The organism is Nitrosarchaeum koreense MY1 (assembly GCF_000220175.1).
GTDB classification, from domain to species: domain Archaea; phylum Thermoproteota; class Nitrososphaeria; order Nitrososphaerales; family Nitrosopumilaceae; genus Nitrosarchaeum; species Nitrosarchaeum koreense.
In genome coordinates this window covers 35,988-53,402 of the sequence record NZ_AFPU01000001.1, presented here as the reverse complement: position 1 = coordinate 53,402, position 17,415 = coordinate 35,988, and the positions used below count along the sequence as shown (strand labels likewise).

18 protein-coding genes, 1 tRNA gene and 1 other RNA gene are annotated in these 17,415 nt (G+C 33.3%); 11 read left to right on the top strand and 9 right to left on the bottom strand.

Going from position 1 to position 17,415, the window contains the following annotated elements; genetic code table 11:
* Position 1: 1 nt before the first annotated feature.
* Together MY1_RS00265 and MY1_RS09750 are read left to right on the top strand one after the other, a co-directional pair.
* Complete coding sequence (locus MY1_RS00265; RefSeq protein ID WP_007549419.1) at positions 2-460, top strand: metal-dependent transcriptional regulator; 459 nt, start codon at positions 2-4, stop codon at positions 458-460.
* Positions 461-515: 55 nt separating this feature from the next.
* Positions 516-680, top strand: coding sequence for a hypothetical protein (locus tag MY1_RS09750; protein WP_007549417.1), 165 nt, complete (start codon positions 516-518; stop codon positions 678-680).
* A gap of 1 nt (position 681) precedes the next feature.
* Here MY1_RS09750 and MY1_RS00260 read toward each other — a convergent pair whose 3' ends face one another.
* On the bottom strand, positions 682-1,101 hold the full coding sequence (locus MY1_RS00260) for a secondary thiamine-phosphate synthase enzyme YjbQ (RefSeq protein ID WP_007549416.1): 420 nt from the start codon (positions 1,099-1,101) through the stop codon (positions 682-684).
* A 173-nt stretch (positions 1,102-1,274) separates the two neighbouring features.
* Between MY1_RS00260 and MY1_RS00255 the strand changes: the two genes are divergently transcribed.
* Complete coding sequence (locus tag MY1_RS00255) at positions 1,275-1,691, top strand: hypothetical protein (RefSeq protein WP_007549413.1); 417 nt, start codon at positions 1,275-1,277, stop codon at positions 1,689-1,691.
* Positions 1,692-1,723: 32 nt separating this feature from the next.
* Positions 1,724-2,776, top strand: coding sequence for an mRNA surveillance protein pelota (locus MY1_RS00250; RefSeq protein WP_007549411.1), 1,053 nt, complete (start codon positions 1,724-1,726; stop codon positions 2,774-2,776).
* Here MY1_RS00250 and cutA read toward each other — a convergent pair.
* On the bottom strand, positions 2,773-3,084 hold the full coding sequence (cutA, locus tag MY1_RS00245) for a divalent cation tolerance protein CutA (protein ID WP_048109253.1): 312 nt from the start codon (positions 3,082-3,084) through the stop codon (positions 2,773-2,775). The genes MY1_RS00250 and cutA overlap by 4 nt on opposite strands.
* Before the next feature lie 105 nt (positions 3,085-3,189).
* Between cutA and MY1_RS00240 the strand changes: the two genes are divergently transcribed.
* The 4 genes from MY1_RS00240 to MY1_RS00230 all read left to right on the top strand — a co-directional run bounded on the left by MY1_RS00240 (position 3,190) and on the right by MY1_RS00230 (position 5,998).
* A complete protein-coding gene (locus tag MY1_RS00240; protein ID WP_007549408.1) occupies positions 3,190-4,329 on the top strand; it encodes a site-2 protease family protein in 1,140 nt (379 codons plus the stop codon).
* Between the two features lie 44 nt (positions 4,330-4,373).
* Entirely contained in the window at positions 4,374-5,288 is a 915-nt protein-coding gene (locus tag MY1_RS00235) for a TIGR00269 family protein (RefSeq protein WP_007549407.1), read from the top strand.
* A 34-nt stretch (positions 5,289-5,322) separates the two neighbouring features.
* Positions 5,323-5,634: signal recognition particle sRNA (ffs, locus tag MY1_RS09430), an RNA gene on the top strand.
* Positions 5,635-5,665: 31 nt separating this feature from the next.
* On the top strand, positions 5,666-5,998 hold the full coding sequence (locus MY1_RS00230) for a DUF5655 domain-containing protein (RefSeq protein ID WP_007549406.1): 333 nt from the start codon (positions 5,666-5,668) through the stop codon (positions 5,996-5,998).
* Here MY1_RS00230 and MY1_RS00225 read toward each other — a convergent pair.
* Positions 5,995-6,273: an acylphosphatase gene (locus MY1_RS00225; protein ID WP_007549405.1), complete on the bottom strand. Its 279-nt coding sequence runs from the start codon at positions 6,271-6,273 to the stop codon at positions 5,995-5,997. The genes MY1_RS00230 and MY1_RS00225 overlap by 4 nt on opposite strands.
* A 56-nt stretch (positions 6,274-6,329) precedes the next feature.
* Positions 6,330-7,064 carry a 50S ribosomal protein L2 gene (locus tag MY1_RS00220; RefSeq protein WP_007549404.1) on the bottom strand — a complete coding sequence of 245 codons (735 nt, stop codon included), beginning with the start codon at positions 7,062-7,064 and terminating at the stop codon, positions 6,330-6,332.
* Between the two features lie 105 nt (positions 7,065-7,169).
* On the opposite strand from MY1_RS00220, the gene MY1_RS09995 reads away from it, so the two are divergent.
* Genes MY1_RS09995 through gatE form a run of 3 tightly spaced genes read left to right on the top strand, consistent with a single transcriptional unit; the run spans position 7,170 to position 12,949 of the window.
* Positions 7,170-9,710, top strand: coding sequence for a CDC48 family AAA ATPase (locus MY1_RS09995; protein WP_007549403.1), 2,541 nt, complete (start codon positions 7,170-7,172; stop codon positions 9,708-9,710).
* A 33-nt stretch (positions 9,711-9,743) separates the two neighbouring features.
* Entirely contained in the window at positions 9,744-11,033 is a 1,290-nt protein-coding gene (gene gatD / locus MY1_RS00210; RefSeq protein WP_007549402.1) for a Glu-tRNA(Gln) amidotransferase subunit GatD, read from the top strand.
* Positions 11,034-11,044: 11 nt separating this feature from the next.
* Positions 11,045-12,949 carry a Glu-tRNA(Gln) amidotransferase subunit GatE gene (gene gatE / locus MY1_RS00205; protein WP_048109251.1) on the top strand — a complete coding sequence of 635 codons (1,905 nt, stop codon included), beginning with the start codon at positions 11,045-11,047 and terminating at the stop codon, positions 12,947-12,949.
* 5 nt (positions 12,950-12,954) lie between these two features.
* Here gatE and MY1_RS00200 read toward each other — a convergent pair.
* The 5 genes from MY1_RS00200 to MY1_RS00180 form a co-directional block, all read right to left on the bottom strand.
* Positions 12,955-13,039, bottom strand: a tRNA-Leu gene (locus MY1_RS00200).
* 249 nt (positions 13,040-13,288) lie between these two features.
* Complete coding sequence (locus MY1_RS00195) at positions 13,289-13,825, bottom strand: 5' nucleotidase, NT5C type (RefSeq protein WP_007549396.1); 537 nt, start codon at positions 13,823-13,825, stop codon at positions 13,289-13,291.
* Positions 13,826-13,834: 9 nt separating this feature from the next.
* Entirely contained in the window at positions 13,835-14,914 is a 1,080-nt protein-coding gene (dnaJ, locus tag MY1_RS00190; protein ID WP_007549394.1) for a molecular chaperone DnaJ, read from the bottom strand.
* 41 nt (positions 14,915-14,955) lie between these two features.
* Entirely contained in the window at positions 14,956-16,812 is a 1,857-nt protein-coding gene (dnaK, locus tag MY1_RS00185; protein ID WP_048109248.1) for a molecular chaperone DnaK, read from the bottom strand.
* Entirely contained in the window at positions 16,809-17,396 is a 588-nt protein-coding gene (locus MY1_RS00180; protein WP_007549391.1) for a nucleotide exchange factor GrpE, read from the bottom strand. Before MY1_RS00180 ends, dnaK begins: the two co-directional genes overlap by 4 nt.
* Positions 17,397-17,415: the final 19 nt, after the last annotated feature.

Sequence of the window (17,415 nt, the reverse complement as noted above, 5' to 3'; positions counted from 1 at the left end):
TATGGACGCAGTAAATGATGAAAATGATGAAATTCTTTTTGTAGGAACAGCAGAAGCTGAACATGTCGAAATGTATCTCAAGGCAATTTGGCACATAAAAGAGAGAGGAGAAGATGTCAAGATATCTACAATTGCAAAGATGCTCAACGTCAGACAGCCAAGTGTTGTACAAATGCTCAAAAAATTAAATGAGAAAAATCTTGTAAACTATAACAAAGCAGGTGTAACACTAACCCAAGATGGAGAAAGAATCGGTTCCAGCATGATGAGAAACAGTAGACTGTTGGAAGTTTTGATGGACAGTGCATTAAAAGTTGCAATTGATGAGGAGATGGTGTGTGGAATTGAACATCATATGAACAAACAATTTACAGATGCACTTTGTACCATGTTAAAGCATCCAAGAAAATGTCCTCATGATCATGAGATTCCAATGGGCGAATGCTGTAAAACATCTTAGAAATAAATCTCCGAATGATCCCAAAGGATATATCGTATTGAAGATTATATGACACATGGCATGTTTTTGTGGCTGTGAAACTTGGCAAAAAAATGATGATGGATTCAAAGTAGCATGTGTGAAATGTGGTCATGGACCTCAGAATCATGATGAAGAATTCAGAGCTTCTGCAAGAAAGAACGAGTCACAAAGTCAGAAGCGCGATGTAGATTTTGGATAAATTATTCGCCAATAATTTTAACTAGCACTCTTTTTGGTCTTTGTCCATCAAATTCACCATAGAAAATTTGCTCCCACGGACCAAAATCTAATTTGCCATCAGTAATAGCTATAACTACCTCTCTTCCCATTATTTGTCGTTTTAAATGAGCGTCTGCATTATCTTCACCAGTATTATTGTGTTCATATTGATCAACTGGTTCATGTGGTGCAAGTGACTCTAACCATTTTTCATAATCATGATGTAAACCACTTTCATTGTCATTTATGAAAACACTTGCTGTGATATGCATTGCATTTACAAGACATAGTCCCTCTTGCACTTTACTTTTAAGAACCAGTTTTCTCACATCAGAAGAAATATTGACAAAACCTCTACGTCCCTTTACATTATAGGTTAGATATTCAGTTAAGGATTTCATGATATGAAAGTATCATGTCTGTCATAAAAATTCTAAGAGCAGGCTCAGAACTCAAGATCCTCATCATCAATCAAAGGGATAGGGTCATCACTGCCAGCAAGGCATAATTCAGGCAGATGCCTATTGAGTCTTTCAACAAGATTGATAAATGACGAATTGTGGATTTATTCAAAATGGTTACAATTGACACTCCAGCATCATTGGAAAGTTTTAGAAGATTTGTAATTGGCAGTACATGCCGCTCTTATGCTCCACGAAGTTATTTAGAAGATTCAGAAGTATTTGCTGAAAGAGAAGACAGTTTGGGATCAATTTATGTTGAAGCCGCAGACAAAGTTACCTTGAAAAAAGTAAGAGACATTACATTTGTTAATGCAAGAGACATTCTTGGGATTATCTATAATTCAAAGAGTGGAAATACCGCACTCAAGTGGCGTCAAATAAGAAAAAACAATGGAAAGGTAGTAGGCGAAGCCTCTGCGAATTCTTTAACAAATCTAGCTGAATCGGGAGTACTCACATTAGATTGGGTTGAAAATTACCTAAAGAAAAAAACCGAAGAGACAAAAACTAGCGAAGTTACAAGCTAAACTCTTTTGTTTCTGTTAATTAGAATAAGATCATGATTACAAAAACAATTGACGATAATTCAATTTCTGTTATGCCAGAAGATTCTGATGATCTTTTAAATTTACGTCGTATAATCAATGAAGGTGATAGGATAGTTGGAGATACAACTAGAGTAATCAAACTAGAAAAAGATTATGCAAGACCAGACAAGGGTGAAAGAATCAGAGTAAGAATTGCACTAAATGTAGAAAAAATATCCCTTGATGATGTTTTAGATAGATTAAGAATTGGCGGCACTATATTAGAATCAAGTAACGAGTCTGTACCTCACGGATCACATCATTCATTTATTCTTAAAGTAAATGACGGCATTACAATCACAAAGAAAAAGTGGTCACCAATTGAAAAAAATTTAATCGAGTCAAATAACAAGCAAGTAGGTTTTGTACTAGTTGCAATTGATACTGGGGATTGCGGTATTGCAAGACTAAAAGGAACACATTTGGAGTTTATTCCAAACATTTATTCTGGTTCTGGAGGAAAGAGATACAAAACAAATTTCAATATAGAAAAATTTTTTGAGCAGATTCAACAAGCATTGTTTTCTATAGCTAAAGAAACAGATACTATTATAATATTTGGTCCAGGAGAAACAAAGAAAAGATTTTCTAATTTTATTTTAAAATCCCAAAATGCTCAAAAATATAAAATTCAGATTGCAGAAGGCATTGATTCAGGAGGTGAAGATGGAATATACACATTTACAAAATCCCAAGCTATGAAAGAAATAATGTCAGAGAGCAAACTGGCCAAAGTATCTTCAATAATTGATGAGATAATGCTAAGGGCAAACAAAAAAAGCAGGAAATTTACCATGGGATTTGAGGAAACTCTTAAAGCTAATCAATTCGGTGCTGTTGAATTACTAGTTTTTTCAGATAAAGCAATCCAAACAAATGATGAAAAAAAAGTAATAGAACTTCTTAACGATGCTGAGAGTAAAGGTGTAAAAACTTACAGCGTAGACTCTTCCACAGACATAGGTCTCAGAGTTACTGGATTGGGAGGAATAGTTTCTTTGCTGCGTTATGCCGTAGAAGCCTAAGAGGTAGATTCGGCTAACCACTTGAGATAAGACGAATTTATTGATGAGACAGCAATTTCAGCAATTTCAGGAACTTGATAGGGATGAGTCTCTTTAATTTTTTCTTTGAGAATTTTTTTGTTTTTTTGTGTGGTTTTGAAGATTGCAAGATATTCAGTAGTATTTTCAATTTTATTATTCCAAGAATAAATGGATGAAATTTTAGTAATGTTAACACAAGCAATAATTTTATTTTCAATTAATTGATTTGCAATTTTTGTAATTGAAATTTTGTTAGGATATGTGGAGATAATCATGGTTGGCTTCATAATACCTATAAATGACCGTAGTTTAAAAAATTAACAATTAGTTTGGACCTTGATTTCATTACTCAAAATTCGATAATCTATGTGTTAATAGCGTGGGTAGTAATTTTGATAGTTGCCAAGGGATTAAAATTAGAAAAACATGGCTTTGAGCTAAAAATTTACAGTCTAGTTTACAAAAATCAGCAAGTACAATCAGCATTAACAAGAATGTTGGGACGAACCAGACGAGGAATCAAAATTTTTGCTAATGTTAGTGTAGTTGCAGGTTTTCTTATGATGGGATTTGCATTTTGGTTTTTACTATCAAATATTTCTAACTACTTTGTAGCACCAACTGAATTTTCACAGTTAACCGTCTTAATTCCTGGTGTAACTTTGACTTCTTCATCATCAATTCTATACTTTTTACTATCAATTCCAATTGTTTTAGTTATTCATGAAGGTGCTCACGGTATTGTTGCAACACTAGAAAAAATTAAGATAAAAACTGGAGGGTTTGCAATATTTATTGCAATGTTTGCAGGATTTGTAGAACCAGACGAGGAAGAATTTAACAAAGCAAAAAAGATTTCAAAATTAAGAGTCATTGGTGCAGGAGCTACTTCAAATGTAATTTTTGCACTTGCGTTAGGATTGATACTTTTAACAAATCCTTTCTTTGCAATGGTTTTACCTGAACCATTGCTAAGTACATTTTATGATTTACCAGATGGTGTACTGATACTTTCAATAATTGAAAACTCTGGAGCGGAAAAAGCAGGACTGCTTGCAAATGACATCATTACTTCAATTAATGGAATCCAAATATTGAGTCCGTTGGATTTTCAAAAGACAGAGCTGATTCCAGGTGAAATTGCAAATGTTTCAGTATTGAGAAATGGGCAGATTTTACAATTTCCTGTTGAAGTAATTCCATCACCTGAAGATCCTCAAAGAGGATTGATAGGGATAATGAGGGATAATTCATTTGCATACAAACCAGTTTTGAATTTTATTGAATGGAACGATCCAAATGTTTCAATGTTTTTGCTATGGTTATGGATGATATCATTTTTTATTGGAATCATCAACATGTTACCATTGCCAATTTTAGATGGGGGAAAATTCATTCATACAATCATAGATAAGAAAATTTCTGATAAGGCAGTAAACACTACAATGTGGGGAATTTATGCATTCACGTTTGCATTGTTTGGTTTGAATATTGCATTATCATACATGAAATCAGGCTGGTTTACTATCTAAAAAATACCTAAAGAATCATTAATGAAAAATAATCAGTGGATTTAATGAAATGCGACAGATGTGAGAATCAAGCAGCATACACGCGTAAATATTCTGGAGAAAAATTATGCTCTAGATGTTTTTCAAGTTCTATCGTAAGAAAGACTGCAAAAACTATTTCAAAATACAATATGATTCAAAATAATGAACTAGTAGCTGTTGCAGTATCTGGGGGCAAAGATTCTCTTGCTTTACTTGACATCATTAACCAAATGACTAAAACACATAACTTTAGAATAAAGGCAATAACAATTGATGAAGGAATTCCAGGTTATAGAAACGAGGCATTAGAAATTGTCCAAAAGTATTGTGCTAAATTAAATGTAGAACATAAAGTTTTTTCTTACAAAGAATTGTTTGATTTAACATTAGAAGAAGCACTAGACTTGAGAGAAAGCGAAAAAACATCTTCATGTTCAATTTGTGGAACTCTAAGAAGACGTGCAATTGATCATGCAGCAAAAGATATTGGCGCAGATGTAATTGCAACAGGGCATAATTTAGATGATACGTTACAGACATTTGTAATAAACATGTTATCTGGAGATACTACCAAGATTGGTTGGATGGATCCGGATAATTCCAGCAACACATTAAGAAAGATAAAGCCATTTTGTGAGATTTATGAATCTGAAATTGTATTTTATGCATTTACAAATGACATACCATTTCAAACAGAACCTTGTCCACACATGAACGAAGGAATAAGAACAGAGATCAGAGAGTTCTTAAATGCATTAGAAGGAAAACATAGTGGAATTAAGAATAATCTTTATCAATCAATTGTCAAAGTATCTCAAATTGTTAAAGAAGGGAATAACAAACAAAAGACAATTTGTATAAAATGTGGTAATGAGTGCACTGGAAAGATCTGTTCTGTGTGTAATATGGTTTTAAAACTAAAAGAAAATCAAACCTAATGCAAATATAACATACCGTCATAGAAAAAAATGGTAGTAGGTAGGATTGGGGTGCCAGCCGTGCCCTATTCTGAAACCGGCTATACGCAGAGATCAGTAACTGTTGGGTAAATCTCTAGATAGGTAATTCCCGCTTGGTGTGCGGAAATGAAATCACGCCGAGGCGGGTGGTTGCAGGACCAGAATTATCCGAAGGGATAACGTCTAAGTCCGAACTATCGAAAGGGATGAGGTCCGGGAGGGAGCAATCCTAAGGTGGAGCATCCACGCTTCCTCGTCTACGTGGCGGATCTTGTATGCCTTGAAATGGGGCTATCCGTCTAGACTGGAACCAACAGATCTACTACCTTTATAATTAAAATTAAATTTTAACCACCATGGATGAAATAATTTCTTTTGGAACGAAAAGGGATTATAATGATTTTAAAAAACAAATTCCAAGTTCAGTACTACCACTATTTGATTCTGTAAGAAAATTCTGTCTTTCATTAGGAGAAAATGTAGTTGAAGATATTAGAATGCATAGAGTTGTTTTTGGAAAATCCATGACGTTTAGATGGTTTGTAGATGTAGAGCCAGAAAGAGAAGGCATTATAATTAAAATTCAAAAAAGCAGAAAAGAGATCCCACAAATTCTACAAATCAAAACAGGACAAGAAATAACAGAACTCAAAGAAATCATAAAAAATGCTTTTGAAACAATCAACTAGTACAATACATCAAATTTTGAAAATTCTCCAGTAAATTTCTCGTTTCGGATTTCAACATCTTCGACTCGTGCATTTGCTGGTCCTCCATGAGACCATTCAATTAGTCTATTTACTTTTTCTTCATCTCCTTCAAGTACAGCTTCAACTCGACCATCTTTTAGATTTTTTACCCAACCAAAAACATCATTTTTTTTAGCCATTACTTTTAACGCTTGCCGAAAAAATACACCTTGTACTTTACCTTTTACAAAAATTCTTATTCTTTGCTTTGACATACAAAAAATATTTTCAATCAGGTATTAATCAATTTTAGGGAAGAAAAATCAGAATATTACTTTCTTTCTTTAATTCTAGCTCTACCAGTTTTTCTTGCAGCAATGCTACCTACTTTAGCTCCAGGCGGAGCATTTCGAGAAACAGTAGAACTTTGTCCAACGTGTTGGTGTCGTCCACCACCGTGTGGGTGAACATAAGCTGCTTGTGCTACACCTCTGACAATTGGAAATTTCTTTCCTTTAGCTCTAAAACTACGCCATTTGTTACCTGCACTCATAAAGAATCGTTCGCCAGCTCCACCACCTGCCAAAGTTCCAATCATTGCCCTGTTCTTTGGATTAAGCGTAGTGAATTTTCCAGATGGGAGTTTTATTGTAACTCCCTCTTCACCGTGAGAGAAAATAGTTGCATTTGTTCCTGCTGACTTTACTATAGCGCCGCCATCACCAAAATGTTTTTCGACGTTACAAACAATAGTTCCATCAGGAATGTTTTGAACGCTGATTACGTTTCCTTTTTCGATTTTTGATTTTAATCCAAATTGGAAAGTTTCACCCACTTTAGTACCAAGAACTGCAGGCATAAATGAGACTGAACCATCTTCAAATCGTATTTTAGCTAGTGGTGCTTCTCTACCACGCTCATGTACTAGATCAATTACTAATCCTTCATGTTGCTCAGATAACGAAAATCGAGGATATTTTGCTTTACTACCTACTTTACCAGTAGAAGTAGATCTAAATTGAAATCCTCCACGGCCACGTCTTCTTACTAATGGTCTCTTACCCAAGTAGATCGATTCCCATTCATTAAGGATTTTAAGCTTGTGATTTTACCCATGTATTTTGCTGAAATTACCACAAAGATATAAAAATTAGACAACAGAGTTTGTAATATGAGCCAGAATGCACTTTCTCTTAAAGTTCTAGAAGCATATACACGAGACGTAGGCCGTGGCGTAGCAAGAATTGATTATGATTCTATGGATACACTAAATGCATCTACTGGCGATGTTATTGAGATTAAGGGCAAGAGAAGAACCGTTGCAAAATGTCTTCCACTTTACCCATCAGATGAAGGAAAAGGAATTATCAGAATTGATGGATTGGGTCGTAATAATTCAGGAATTGCCATAGGTGATACCATTACTGTAAGAAAAATTAAAGCAGTTGCTGCTGAAAAAGTTGTAGTTGCACCACTTGAAGCAATACCTCCAATTGATGAGCGTTACCTTGCTGATGCTCTTGAAAGCGTTCCTTTGATTAAGGGAGATAATGTGATGGTACCATATTTTGGAGGACGTTTAACATTTCAAGTGATTGGAGTAACACCAGCTGCAGATGCAGTTTTGGTTACTCAAAAAACTGTTTTCCATATCGCAGAAAAGGGTGAAACATTACGAGGAGTTCCTCAAGTAACGTATGAGGATATTGGAGGTTTAACTGATGAGATAAAGAAAGTAAGAGAGATGATAGAACTACCATTAAGACATCCAGAAATTTTTGAGAAATTAGGAATTGAAGCCCCAAAAGGCGTATTATTATACGGTCCACCTGGAACAGGTAAAACCTTACTTGCAAAAGCAGTTGCAAATGAAAGTCAAGCTCATTTCATTAGTATTTCCGGTCCAGAAATTATGAGCAAGTTTTACGGAGAAAGCGAAGCTAGACTAAGAGAGATTTTCAAAGAAGCCAGAGAAAAAGCACCATCAATAATATTTGTAGATGAAATTGATTCTATTGCACCTAAAAGAGAAGAGGTAACTGGCGAAGTAGAAAGAAGAGTAGTATCACAAATGTTATCATTAATGGATGGATTGGAAGCTCGAGGAAAGGTTATCGTAATTGCAGCTACAAACAGACCGAACGCAATAGATCCAGCACTTAGAAGACCGGGTAGATTTGATAGAGAAATTGAGATTAAAGTTCCAGATAAAAAAGGAAGAAAGGACATTCTTGCTATCCATAGCAGAAACATGCCATTAGGTGATACAGAAAATTTTGAGAATAGACCAAATTGGTATGAACTCAAATGTCCTAGTTGTAAAAAATCATTAACTGAACATTCAGAAAGTGAATTAGAAAAAGTATGTAAATGGAAAAGTGAGTGTCCTATTTGTGCAAGAAGTAAAGAAGAGCATTCAGAAAATGAATTAGAAAATTGTCGTAAAGATTGGACTGTAGATATTGATATTATGGCAAACACTAGCCATGGGTATGTTGGTGCAGATTTAGAATATCTCTGTAAAGAAGCTGCAATGAAATGTTTGAGAAGATTAATGAAAGTTTTGAACTTGGAAGAAGAAAAACTTCAAGCTGAAGCACTTGAAAAATTAGTTTTAATAAATTCAGATTTTAAACAAGCTTTGATTGAAGTAACACCTTCTGGAATGAGAGAAGTTTTCATTGAAAATCCAGATGTTAGCTGGGATGATGTTGGCGGTTTGCAAGATGTAAAACGTGAACTCCAAGAAGCAGTAGAATGGCCAATGAAATATCCAGGACTATATGATAAGTTAGGACATAAAATGCCAAGAGGTATTTTGCTACACGGTCCAAGCGGTACTGGTAAGACATTATTAGCTAAAGCAGTTGCAACTCAGAGTGAAGCAAACTTTGTTTCAGTTAGAGGTCCTGAATTATTATCAAAATGGGTTGGAGAATCTGAACGCGGAATAAGAGAAATTTTCAGAAGAGCAAGACAAGCTTCACCATGTGTTGTATTCTTTGATGAAATTGATTCAATTGCCCCAATTAGAGGTGCAGGAGGCGAAACAGCTGTTACTGAAAGAGTGGTTAGTCAATTACTTACAGAATTAGATGGTATGGAAAATATGCATGGAGTAGTTGTTTTAGCAGCTACTAATAGACCAGATATGATTGATCCAGCATTACTAAGACCAGGTAGATTTGATAAAATTATTCAGATACCATTACCAGATAAGGAAAGTAGAAAAAAGATTTTAGAAATAAATGCTAAAAAAATTCCAATAGCTAATAATGAAAATTTTCTTAATGAATCAAATTGGTATGCATCCAAATGTCCTAGTTGTAAAAAATCGAAGAAAGAACATTCAGAAAATGAATTAGAAAATGTTTGTAAATGGAAAAGTGAGTGTCCTATTTGTGCAAAAAGTAAAGAAGGTCATTCAGAAAATGAATTAGAAAATTGTCGTAAAAATTGGATTGTCAATCTTGATAAAATTGCAGAATTAACAGACGGTTTAAGCGGTGCAGATACTGCTGCAATTGCAAATACTGCAGTATCACTTGTAATTCATAAATTTTTAGATGAACATCCAGATGTCAAAGACATTGAGAAAAGTTCCGCTACTGCATTAGTATCTATGACTAACTTTGAAGCAGCAGTAAGAAAAGTAAGAGAGCAAAAAAACCTCAAAGTAGGCGAAAAACTAGTCGCTACCTATTACAGGTAGTTTTTATTAAATAGACAATACCAACTCTCGTAAATGTCAGAATTTAGAGGATATACAGGTAAATCATTAGAGTTTTTAAAAAATAACAGGATCACTGTTGGAGATAACGTCAAGATTTTAGCAGATTTAACATATTTGGGAATAATTATGCCAAGATATGAACACAGTGACGATTCACATCTTGTTCTCAAATTAAAAAGTGGATATAACATTGGATTAGAAATAGAAAAGATCAAAAAAATCGAGATAACATCTAGTCCTAAAAAAAATATTGAAAAAGTAGAAAGTGTTGAAAAAAATCCAAACTTGCCAAAAATTCTATTATTATCAACAGGAGGAACAATAGCAAGTAAAGTAGATTATAGAACCGGTGCAGTAACTCCAGTTCTAAGTGCTGAAGAACTTAATTCATCAGTGCCAGAACTTTCTAAAATTGCAAATATGGACGCAGAAGTATTATTTTCAGAATATTCAGAAAACATAATGCCAGAACATTGGTTAAAAATTGCTGATAAATTAAAAGAGCATTCGAATTCAGACTATTCAGGTATAATTATAGCGCATGGAACAGATACTATGCATTATACATCATCATTTCTTTCATTTGCACTTGCAGGATTTCCTATTCCAATTGCACTTGTAGGTTCACAAAGATCCTCTGATCGTGCTTCTTCAGATGCAGCTCTAAATTTGATTGGTGCAGTAAAATTTTTGATTGATTGTAAAACAAATGGCGTCTATATTGTAATGCATCAAGATGAAAACGATGAAACAATTGCGTGTCATTTTGGAACAAGAGTTAGAAAAAATCACACTAGCAAAAGAGGCGCATTTCAAACTGTTGGAGATGATCCAGCATTTATTGTTGTAAACGAACAAGTTCAAAGAAATGCAAGAAATAATTTTTTTAAAGTAAAAGAATTTCAACCAAGAATTAAGATCAATACAAAAGTAGCTCTAATCAAATATCATCCAGGATATGATCCTAGTCTCTTGGAAAAGATTATTGAAATGAATTATGATGGAATAATTTTTGAAGGAACTGGTTTAGGGCACATTGGAAAAATAATGTACGGTAATGTAAAAAAAGCAAATGAAAAAGGAATTTTTCTAGGCATGACATCTCAATGTATTGATGGTAGAGTGAGAATGACAGTGTACGAAAGCGGTCGAGATTTACTTGATTTAGGCATAATTCCACTAGAAAATATGATTCCTGAGGTAGCTCTAGTAAAAACAATGTGGACATTAGGAAATTTTCAAGATAGAAATGAAATAAAGAAAATTATGCTTGAAAATATTGCATCGGAGTTATCAGATTAGAGGTTATCGTAGTGTCAGAATTTTCCATAAATGAAGTTGGAGTAAAAGTAGGACTTGAAATTCATCAACAACTAGCAACTAATAAGAAGTTGTTTTGTAATTGTATGCCATTAGAATCAGATGAATATTTTATAAAATTTCTAAGGAAATTACGAGCATCAAAGAGTGAATTAGGTGAATATGATCCTGCTGCATTATTTGAAAAATCTAAATCAAAAACAATAATGTATTACGCCAATCCAGCAAGTAGTTGTCTTGTAGAACAAGATGAAGAACCACCACATGAATTAGATGGTGATGCAAAGAAAATTGCGTTAATTATTGCTTCTACATTAAAATCAAATATTTTTAGTGAAATTTATCCTATGAGAAAAACAGTTGTTGATGGATCTAATACAACCGGATTCCAACGTACTATGTTAATTTCACAAGGCGGTAATTTTGAGGTTGATGGTAAAAATATTGGAATTCAATCCATATGTCTAGAGGAAGATGCTGCAAAAAATTTGGGTGATGAAGGATCTACAAGAAAATTTGGATTAGAACGTTTAGGAATACCATTAATTGAAATTGCTACTGAACCATTTGAAGCAAAACCCCAACAAATCAAATCAATTGCTTTAGGGTTAGGAAGAATTTTGAGGAGTACTAAGAAAGTAAAGAGAGGATTAGGCTCTATTAGACAAGATGTTAATGTTTCAATTAAAGATGGAGGAGTTGTAATTGAGGTAAAAGGTGTTCAGCAATTAGAACAATTAGAAAAAGTAGTAGAATATGAGGCTAAAAGACAATATGGATTACTAAAAATTTCAAAAAAATTACAAGAGATAGAATGGATGCATAATAATGAGGATCGAAGATTAGTCACGGAACAGTTTAAAAAATGTGAATCAAAAATTATTCAAAATGCTATAAAGAAAAATCAGGAGATCGTTACAATAGTCTTTAAAAACATGAGAGGTATGTTTGGATATTCACCTTATGAGGGAATACGATTAGGAAAAGAAGTAGCAGAATTAGTGAGGTTTTTTGGTTTAGGCGGAGTTTTTCATTCAGACGAGTTACCAAATTATGGTATTGAAGAAAAAGATATACAAAATTTGAAAGAATTTCTAAAAATTAATGATAATGATGCATTTTTAGTTTTAGCTATCCCATTTGAAATGATAGATACCATCATAGATCAAATAATTTTACGAATTGAACATATAAAAAATAAAGGCATACCAAATGACACACGATTAGCTACTCAGATAGGCGAAACAAAATTTCTAAGACCCAGACCCGGTGCAGCAAGAATGTATCCTGAAACAGATATTCCACCAATCTTAACTTCAAAAAAAGAATTAGAAGATGCAAGAAAAAACATACCAAAATCATGGGATGAATCTATCAAAGACTTACAAACAAAATATGAAATTAATGAACAACTAGCAGAACAGATTTTTGATTCACGATATATTGAATTATTTGAAAAAATTGTTGAAAAAACCAAAATTAGTTCCATATTTGTAGCATCAATACTTTGTTCTACAATTACGAATTTAGAAAGAAGTGGGTTAAATGCTAATTTATTGCAAAATGACGACATTGTAAAAACATTTGAGTTATTGGATATTGGAAAGATTACCAAAGAATCAATTGAGATGATTTTTGAAAATATTATGGCTGGAAAAGCAAAAACCACTGAAGAGGCAATTAAAAATACTTCAATTGAGGTTGTAAATGAATCAGATTTAGAAAAGATCATTTCAGAAATAGTTGAAACAAATCAAGAAATTGTTAAAAATCAAAAAGAACGAGCTGTTGGACCACTTATGGGAATTGCTATGAAGAAATTAAGGGGTAAAGCATCAGGCGAAATGATAAACAATCTTCTTTTAAAAAATATCAAGAAAAAATTGGCAAGTATCTAATTCTATGCGGGAAGTGGGATTTGAACCCACGAACTCCTAGAAGATAAGGATCTGAACCTTACGCCTTTGGCCAGGCTGGGCGACTCCCGCAATCTGAATTTTTGAAATCCTGAATAAGTTTCTTTATTATACTGTTTTAGTTAAAATACTTCGAACTAACAAACATAGAAAATGGAATTTAGGGAGATTTATTGTAGTAATTGTAAAAAGATTCTAGGACGCTATAACATAAAATTCTATAGTGATGATAAAATTAAAGAAATAGCAAACACTCATCACATAAATCACATAAGAAGCGGTCATCAAGTTAGAATAAGAAAATTAGTCAAAGATGCCAGATCATAATTTCAATTTTTCAACAGCTTCAGATAGTGTAAAAATTCTTTGAACCTTGGGATCAGAAATGTGGTGATTCCACGGTTGTGAGTATAATAAAACATTCTTTTTCCGTTCTAAAAATTTAATTGCATTTAATGGGGAATCATCAATAAAAACATCATAATCTAAATCTGCTTTCATTGGACCATCAATTACTGAAACATAATTGTGGTAAGTTATATCATGATGCTTAAGCCAATCTTTTACAAAAGAATCAGTTGAAAGTTCTCTAGCTGTAACAATATCAACTTGACCAAAATTTGAAAGATTTTTTGTAATTACTGACAGATTTTCTTCTGTTGGAGGAATTGCATTCCAGTTTTTCCAACAGGCAGATAATTCTTCATAAAAATCATATCTATTAATTTTGAATTTTTTCCAAAAATCCCAATTTGTTATTTCATCTTTAGAAATACTATCTCTGATTTTATTACTGTAAATTAACCATGATTTAATTACATCTGCTAGAACACCATCTACATCTAAAGCTATTTTCAATTTTATTACCTATTGATCGGCTTTTTGGAATTCATCTAAAAGGTTTTTTTGATGCTTACTTAGTTTTTTGGGAATATTAACAACAATTCGCACATATTGATCACCTCTATTTTTTGAATTCATGCGTGGCAAACCCCTGCCTTTTAATTTTATGATTGTATTTGGTTGACTGCCTGATTCCACTTTAATTTTTTCAGTTCCATCCAAAGTTGGAACTGTAATTTCACGTCCTAAAGCAGCATCAACCATAGATACATCTTGATCATAAAAAATATCCATATCATCTCTCTTGAATTTTTGGTGAGCTTGTACTCTAATTCTAACAATTAGATCTCCGTTTATTCCCCCTGGCATTTCGTTACCTTCTTCTGGAACAGTATAATCACCGCTATCTACACCTGGAGGAATATCAAATGATATTTTTTTGCTTCCTTTTTTCTTACCGTTTCCTTTACATTCGCTACAAGGGGTTTGGATGATTGAACCTTGTCCTCTACATGTTGAACAAGGCACTACAGTTACAAATGATGCAAATCCCATACTTCTGCTTTGACGTACCTGACCTTGCCCATTACATGTAGAGCATGTATTCTTGTTTGTCCCAGGTTTACATCCAGACCCATTACATATTTCACATTGTATTTCTTTTTGTAAATCAATCTCCATTTTTTTTCCATGAAGAACATCTTCAAGAGTAATGGTAGTTTGATATAGAATATCTGAACCTCTTTGTTGCCTATAGCTAGTTCCTCCTGTTCTACCAAAGATTGATTCGAAAATGGAATCAAACCCACCGCTTCTTCCAAATAAATCACTAAAGTCACTACCTGCACCTTGAAAAATATCTTCGTTACTATATCTTCCATCGACACCAGCGTGACCGTGTTGATCGTAAACCTTTCTTTTTTCAGGATCTGACAAAACAGCATATGCCTCTGAAATTTCTTTAAAGTGTTCACCAGCTTCTTCAGATTTATTACGATCAGGATGAAATTTTAATGCTAATTTTCTATATTGTGCTTTAATTTCATCAGAAGCAGATGATTTTGAAACTCCTAAAACCTCATAATAATCACGTTTTGCAGCCATAAATCATCCTTTAATTGTAATTGTATAAACGGTGGAATTTGTTAGTTTTTATTTTCATCAGAAGATGATTCAGTATTTTGCTGAGCATTACCTTGATCTTGCTGGCCATCAGTTCCAGCATTTTTCTGATCTGTGTTTGGTTGAGCAGAATTTTTGTAAAGTTCAGTTGTTATTTCGTTTACTAGTGTTTTTAAAGTATCAAGTTTTGGTTTAAGAGTATCAATTTCCTTATCAAGAGATTCTTTTACTTCTTTTACAGCATCAGTGACTTTGATCCCTTGTTCTTGTGAAATTTTGTCTTTAAGATCATGATTTACAAGTTTTTCAACTGTGTAGATAAAACTTTCAGCTTCATTTCTTAGATCTATTTTCTCCTTTTTCTTTTTATCTTCATCAGAGAATTTTTCTGCATCTTGTTTTAATTTTTCAATTTCTTCAGGTGATAATTTTGAGTTAGACGAGATGGTAATTTTAGCTTCTTTTTTGGTTCCAAGATCTTTTGCAGTTACATTAATTATTCCATTTGCGTCAATGTCGAATTTTACCTCAATTTGAGGAATTCCTCTAGGAGCAGGTGGTAAATCTGTAAGATTAAAACTTCCTAATGAAACATTATCAGTTGCCATAGGTCTTTCCCCTTGGACCACATGAATTGTTACTGCTGTCTGATTATCTGCAGCAGTAGTGAAAACTTTACTTTTTGATGTTGGGATAGTTGTATTTCTTTCAATTAATGGTTCTCTTACTCCACCCAAAGTTTCAATTCCTAATGTTAATGGTGTTACATCAAGTAATACAATATCACTAGTTACATCTCCAGCAATAATTCCAGCCTGAATTGCTGCACCCATAGCCACTGCTTCCATTGGATCAATGCCAGATTCAGGTTCTTTGCCAAGAACTTCACCAACAAATTTTTTCACTAGTGGAATTCTTGTAGGTCCCCCAACCATCACAATTTTGCTAACATCTGTTTTTGATATTTTAGCATCTTCAAGTGCTTTTTCTATAGAAGGTTTACATCGTTGAATAATTGGGCGAATTAAATCATCAAGTTTTGCTCTTGTTAGTCTTAGTTCAAGATTTTTTGCACCAGATGAGGGATCATGAGAAATGAAAGGAAGATTAATGTCAGTTTCCATAATAGTTGAAAGTTCAATTTTTGCTTTCTCTGCAGCTTCTCTAACTCTAGCCATTGCAGTACTATCTTTAGATAGATCAATTCCTTCTTTTTTCTTAAATTCATCAAGAATGTGATTAATTACTACTTTATCCATGTCAGTTCCACCTAACTGAGTATCACCAGATGTACTCATTACTTCAAATACACCACCGCCCATTTCCATAATTGTAACATCTAACGTTCCACCACCAAAATCAAAGACAAGAATTTTCATATCTTGTTTAGTTTTATCTAATCCAAATGCCAACGATGCAGCTGTTGGTTCATTTATTATTCTTACAACATCAAGACCTGCAATGGTTCCAGCATCTTTAGTTGCTTGACGTTGATTATCATCAAAATACGCAGGAACTGTAATTACAGCTTTGTTGACGGGTTCGCCTATGAAAGCTTCAGCGTCTTTTTTTATTTTTTGAAGGATAAATGCAGAAATTTGTTGAGGTTTGTAATTTTTATCTTGAATTTTAAAAATATAGTCTGAACCCATTTTTCTTTTTGCAGCCGCAATTGTACTATCAGGATTTGTTACAGCCTGTCTCCTTGCTGGTTCACCTACCAAAAGTTCACCCGTTTTGGTAAATGCAACTACTGAAGGAAACGCCTTACCACCTACAGTAGCACCTTCGGCTGCGGGAATGATAGTAGGTTTTCCACCCATTACCACGGCAGCGGCCGAATTACTTGTTCCTAAATCTATTCCTATTATTTTAGTCATTTAATTTCACCATTATTTTTTGATATTTCTACCAGTGTTGGTCTAATAACTCTCTTATGAGAAATATATCCTTTCCTCAGTTCTTTGACAATTGTGTTGTTATCTAGCTCAGAATCTTCAATTATAGAAATTGCCTCATGAAGATTTGGATCAAATATCTCACCTAATGCGTCAATTGGAGTTATATTATATTTTGAGAGTAATGAATCCATATTTTTCAAAATAGAGTCTAATCCATTAGTATTGATCTTACTTTCTGAAAATACTTGCTTTGCTCTTATAAAATCATCATAAATTTTCAAAAAATCCAACATAAATTCTTCAATTTTTGTATTTACTCCCTTTTCAATATCAGATTGTGTTTTTTTATTTAGATTTTGATAATCTGCCAACACATGTTTAATTTTATCCTCATAATCTTTCACTTTTTGTTTTTCAATTTCCAAAAGATTTTGCAATTCATCTACAGTAACGTTGTCACTAATTGTTTCTGTTAAATCTTCAGATAAATTATTGATTTTATTCTTAGAAATTACATTAACTGGGACTTCATCGGGATTGTTTTTATCTGACATTTCAACCATAATGATCTTTTAGCTAATT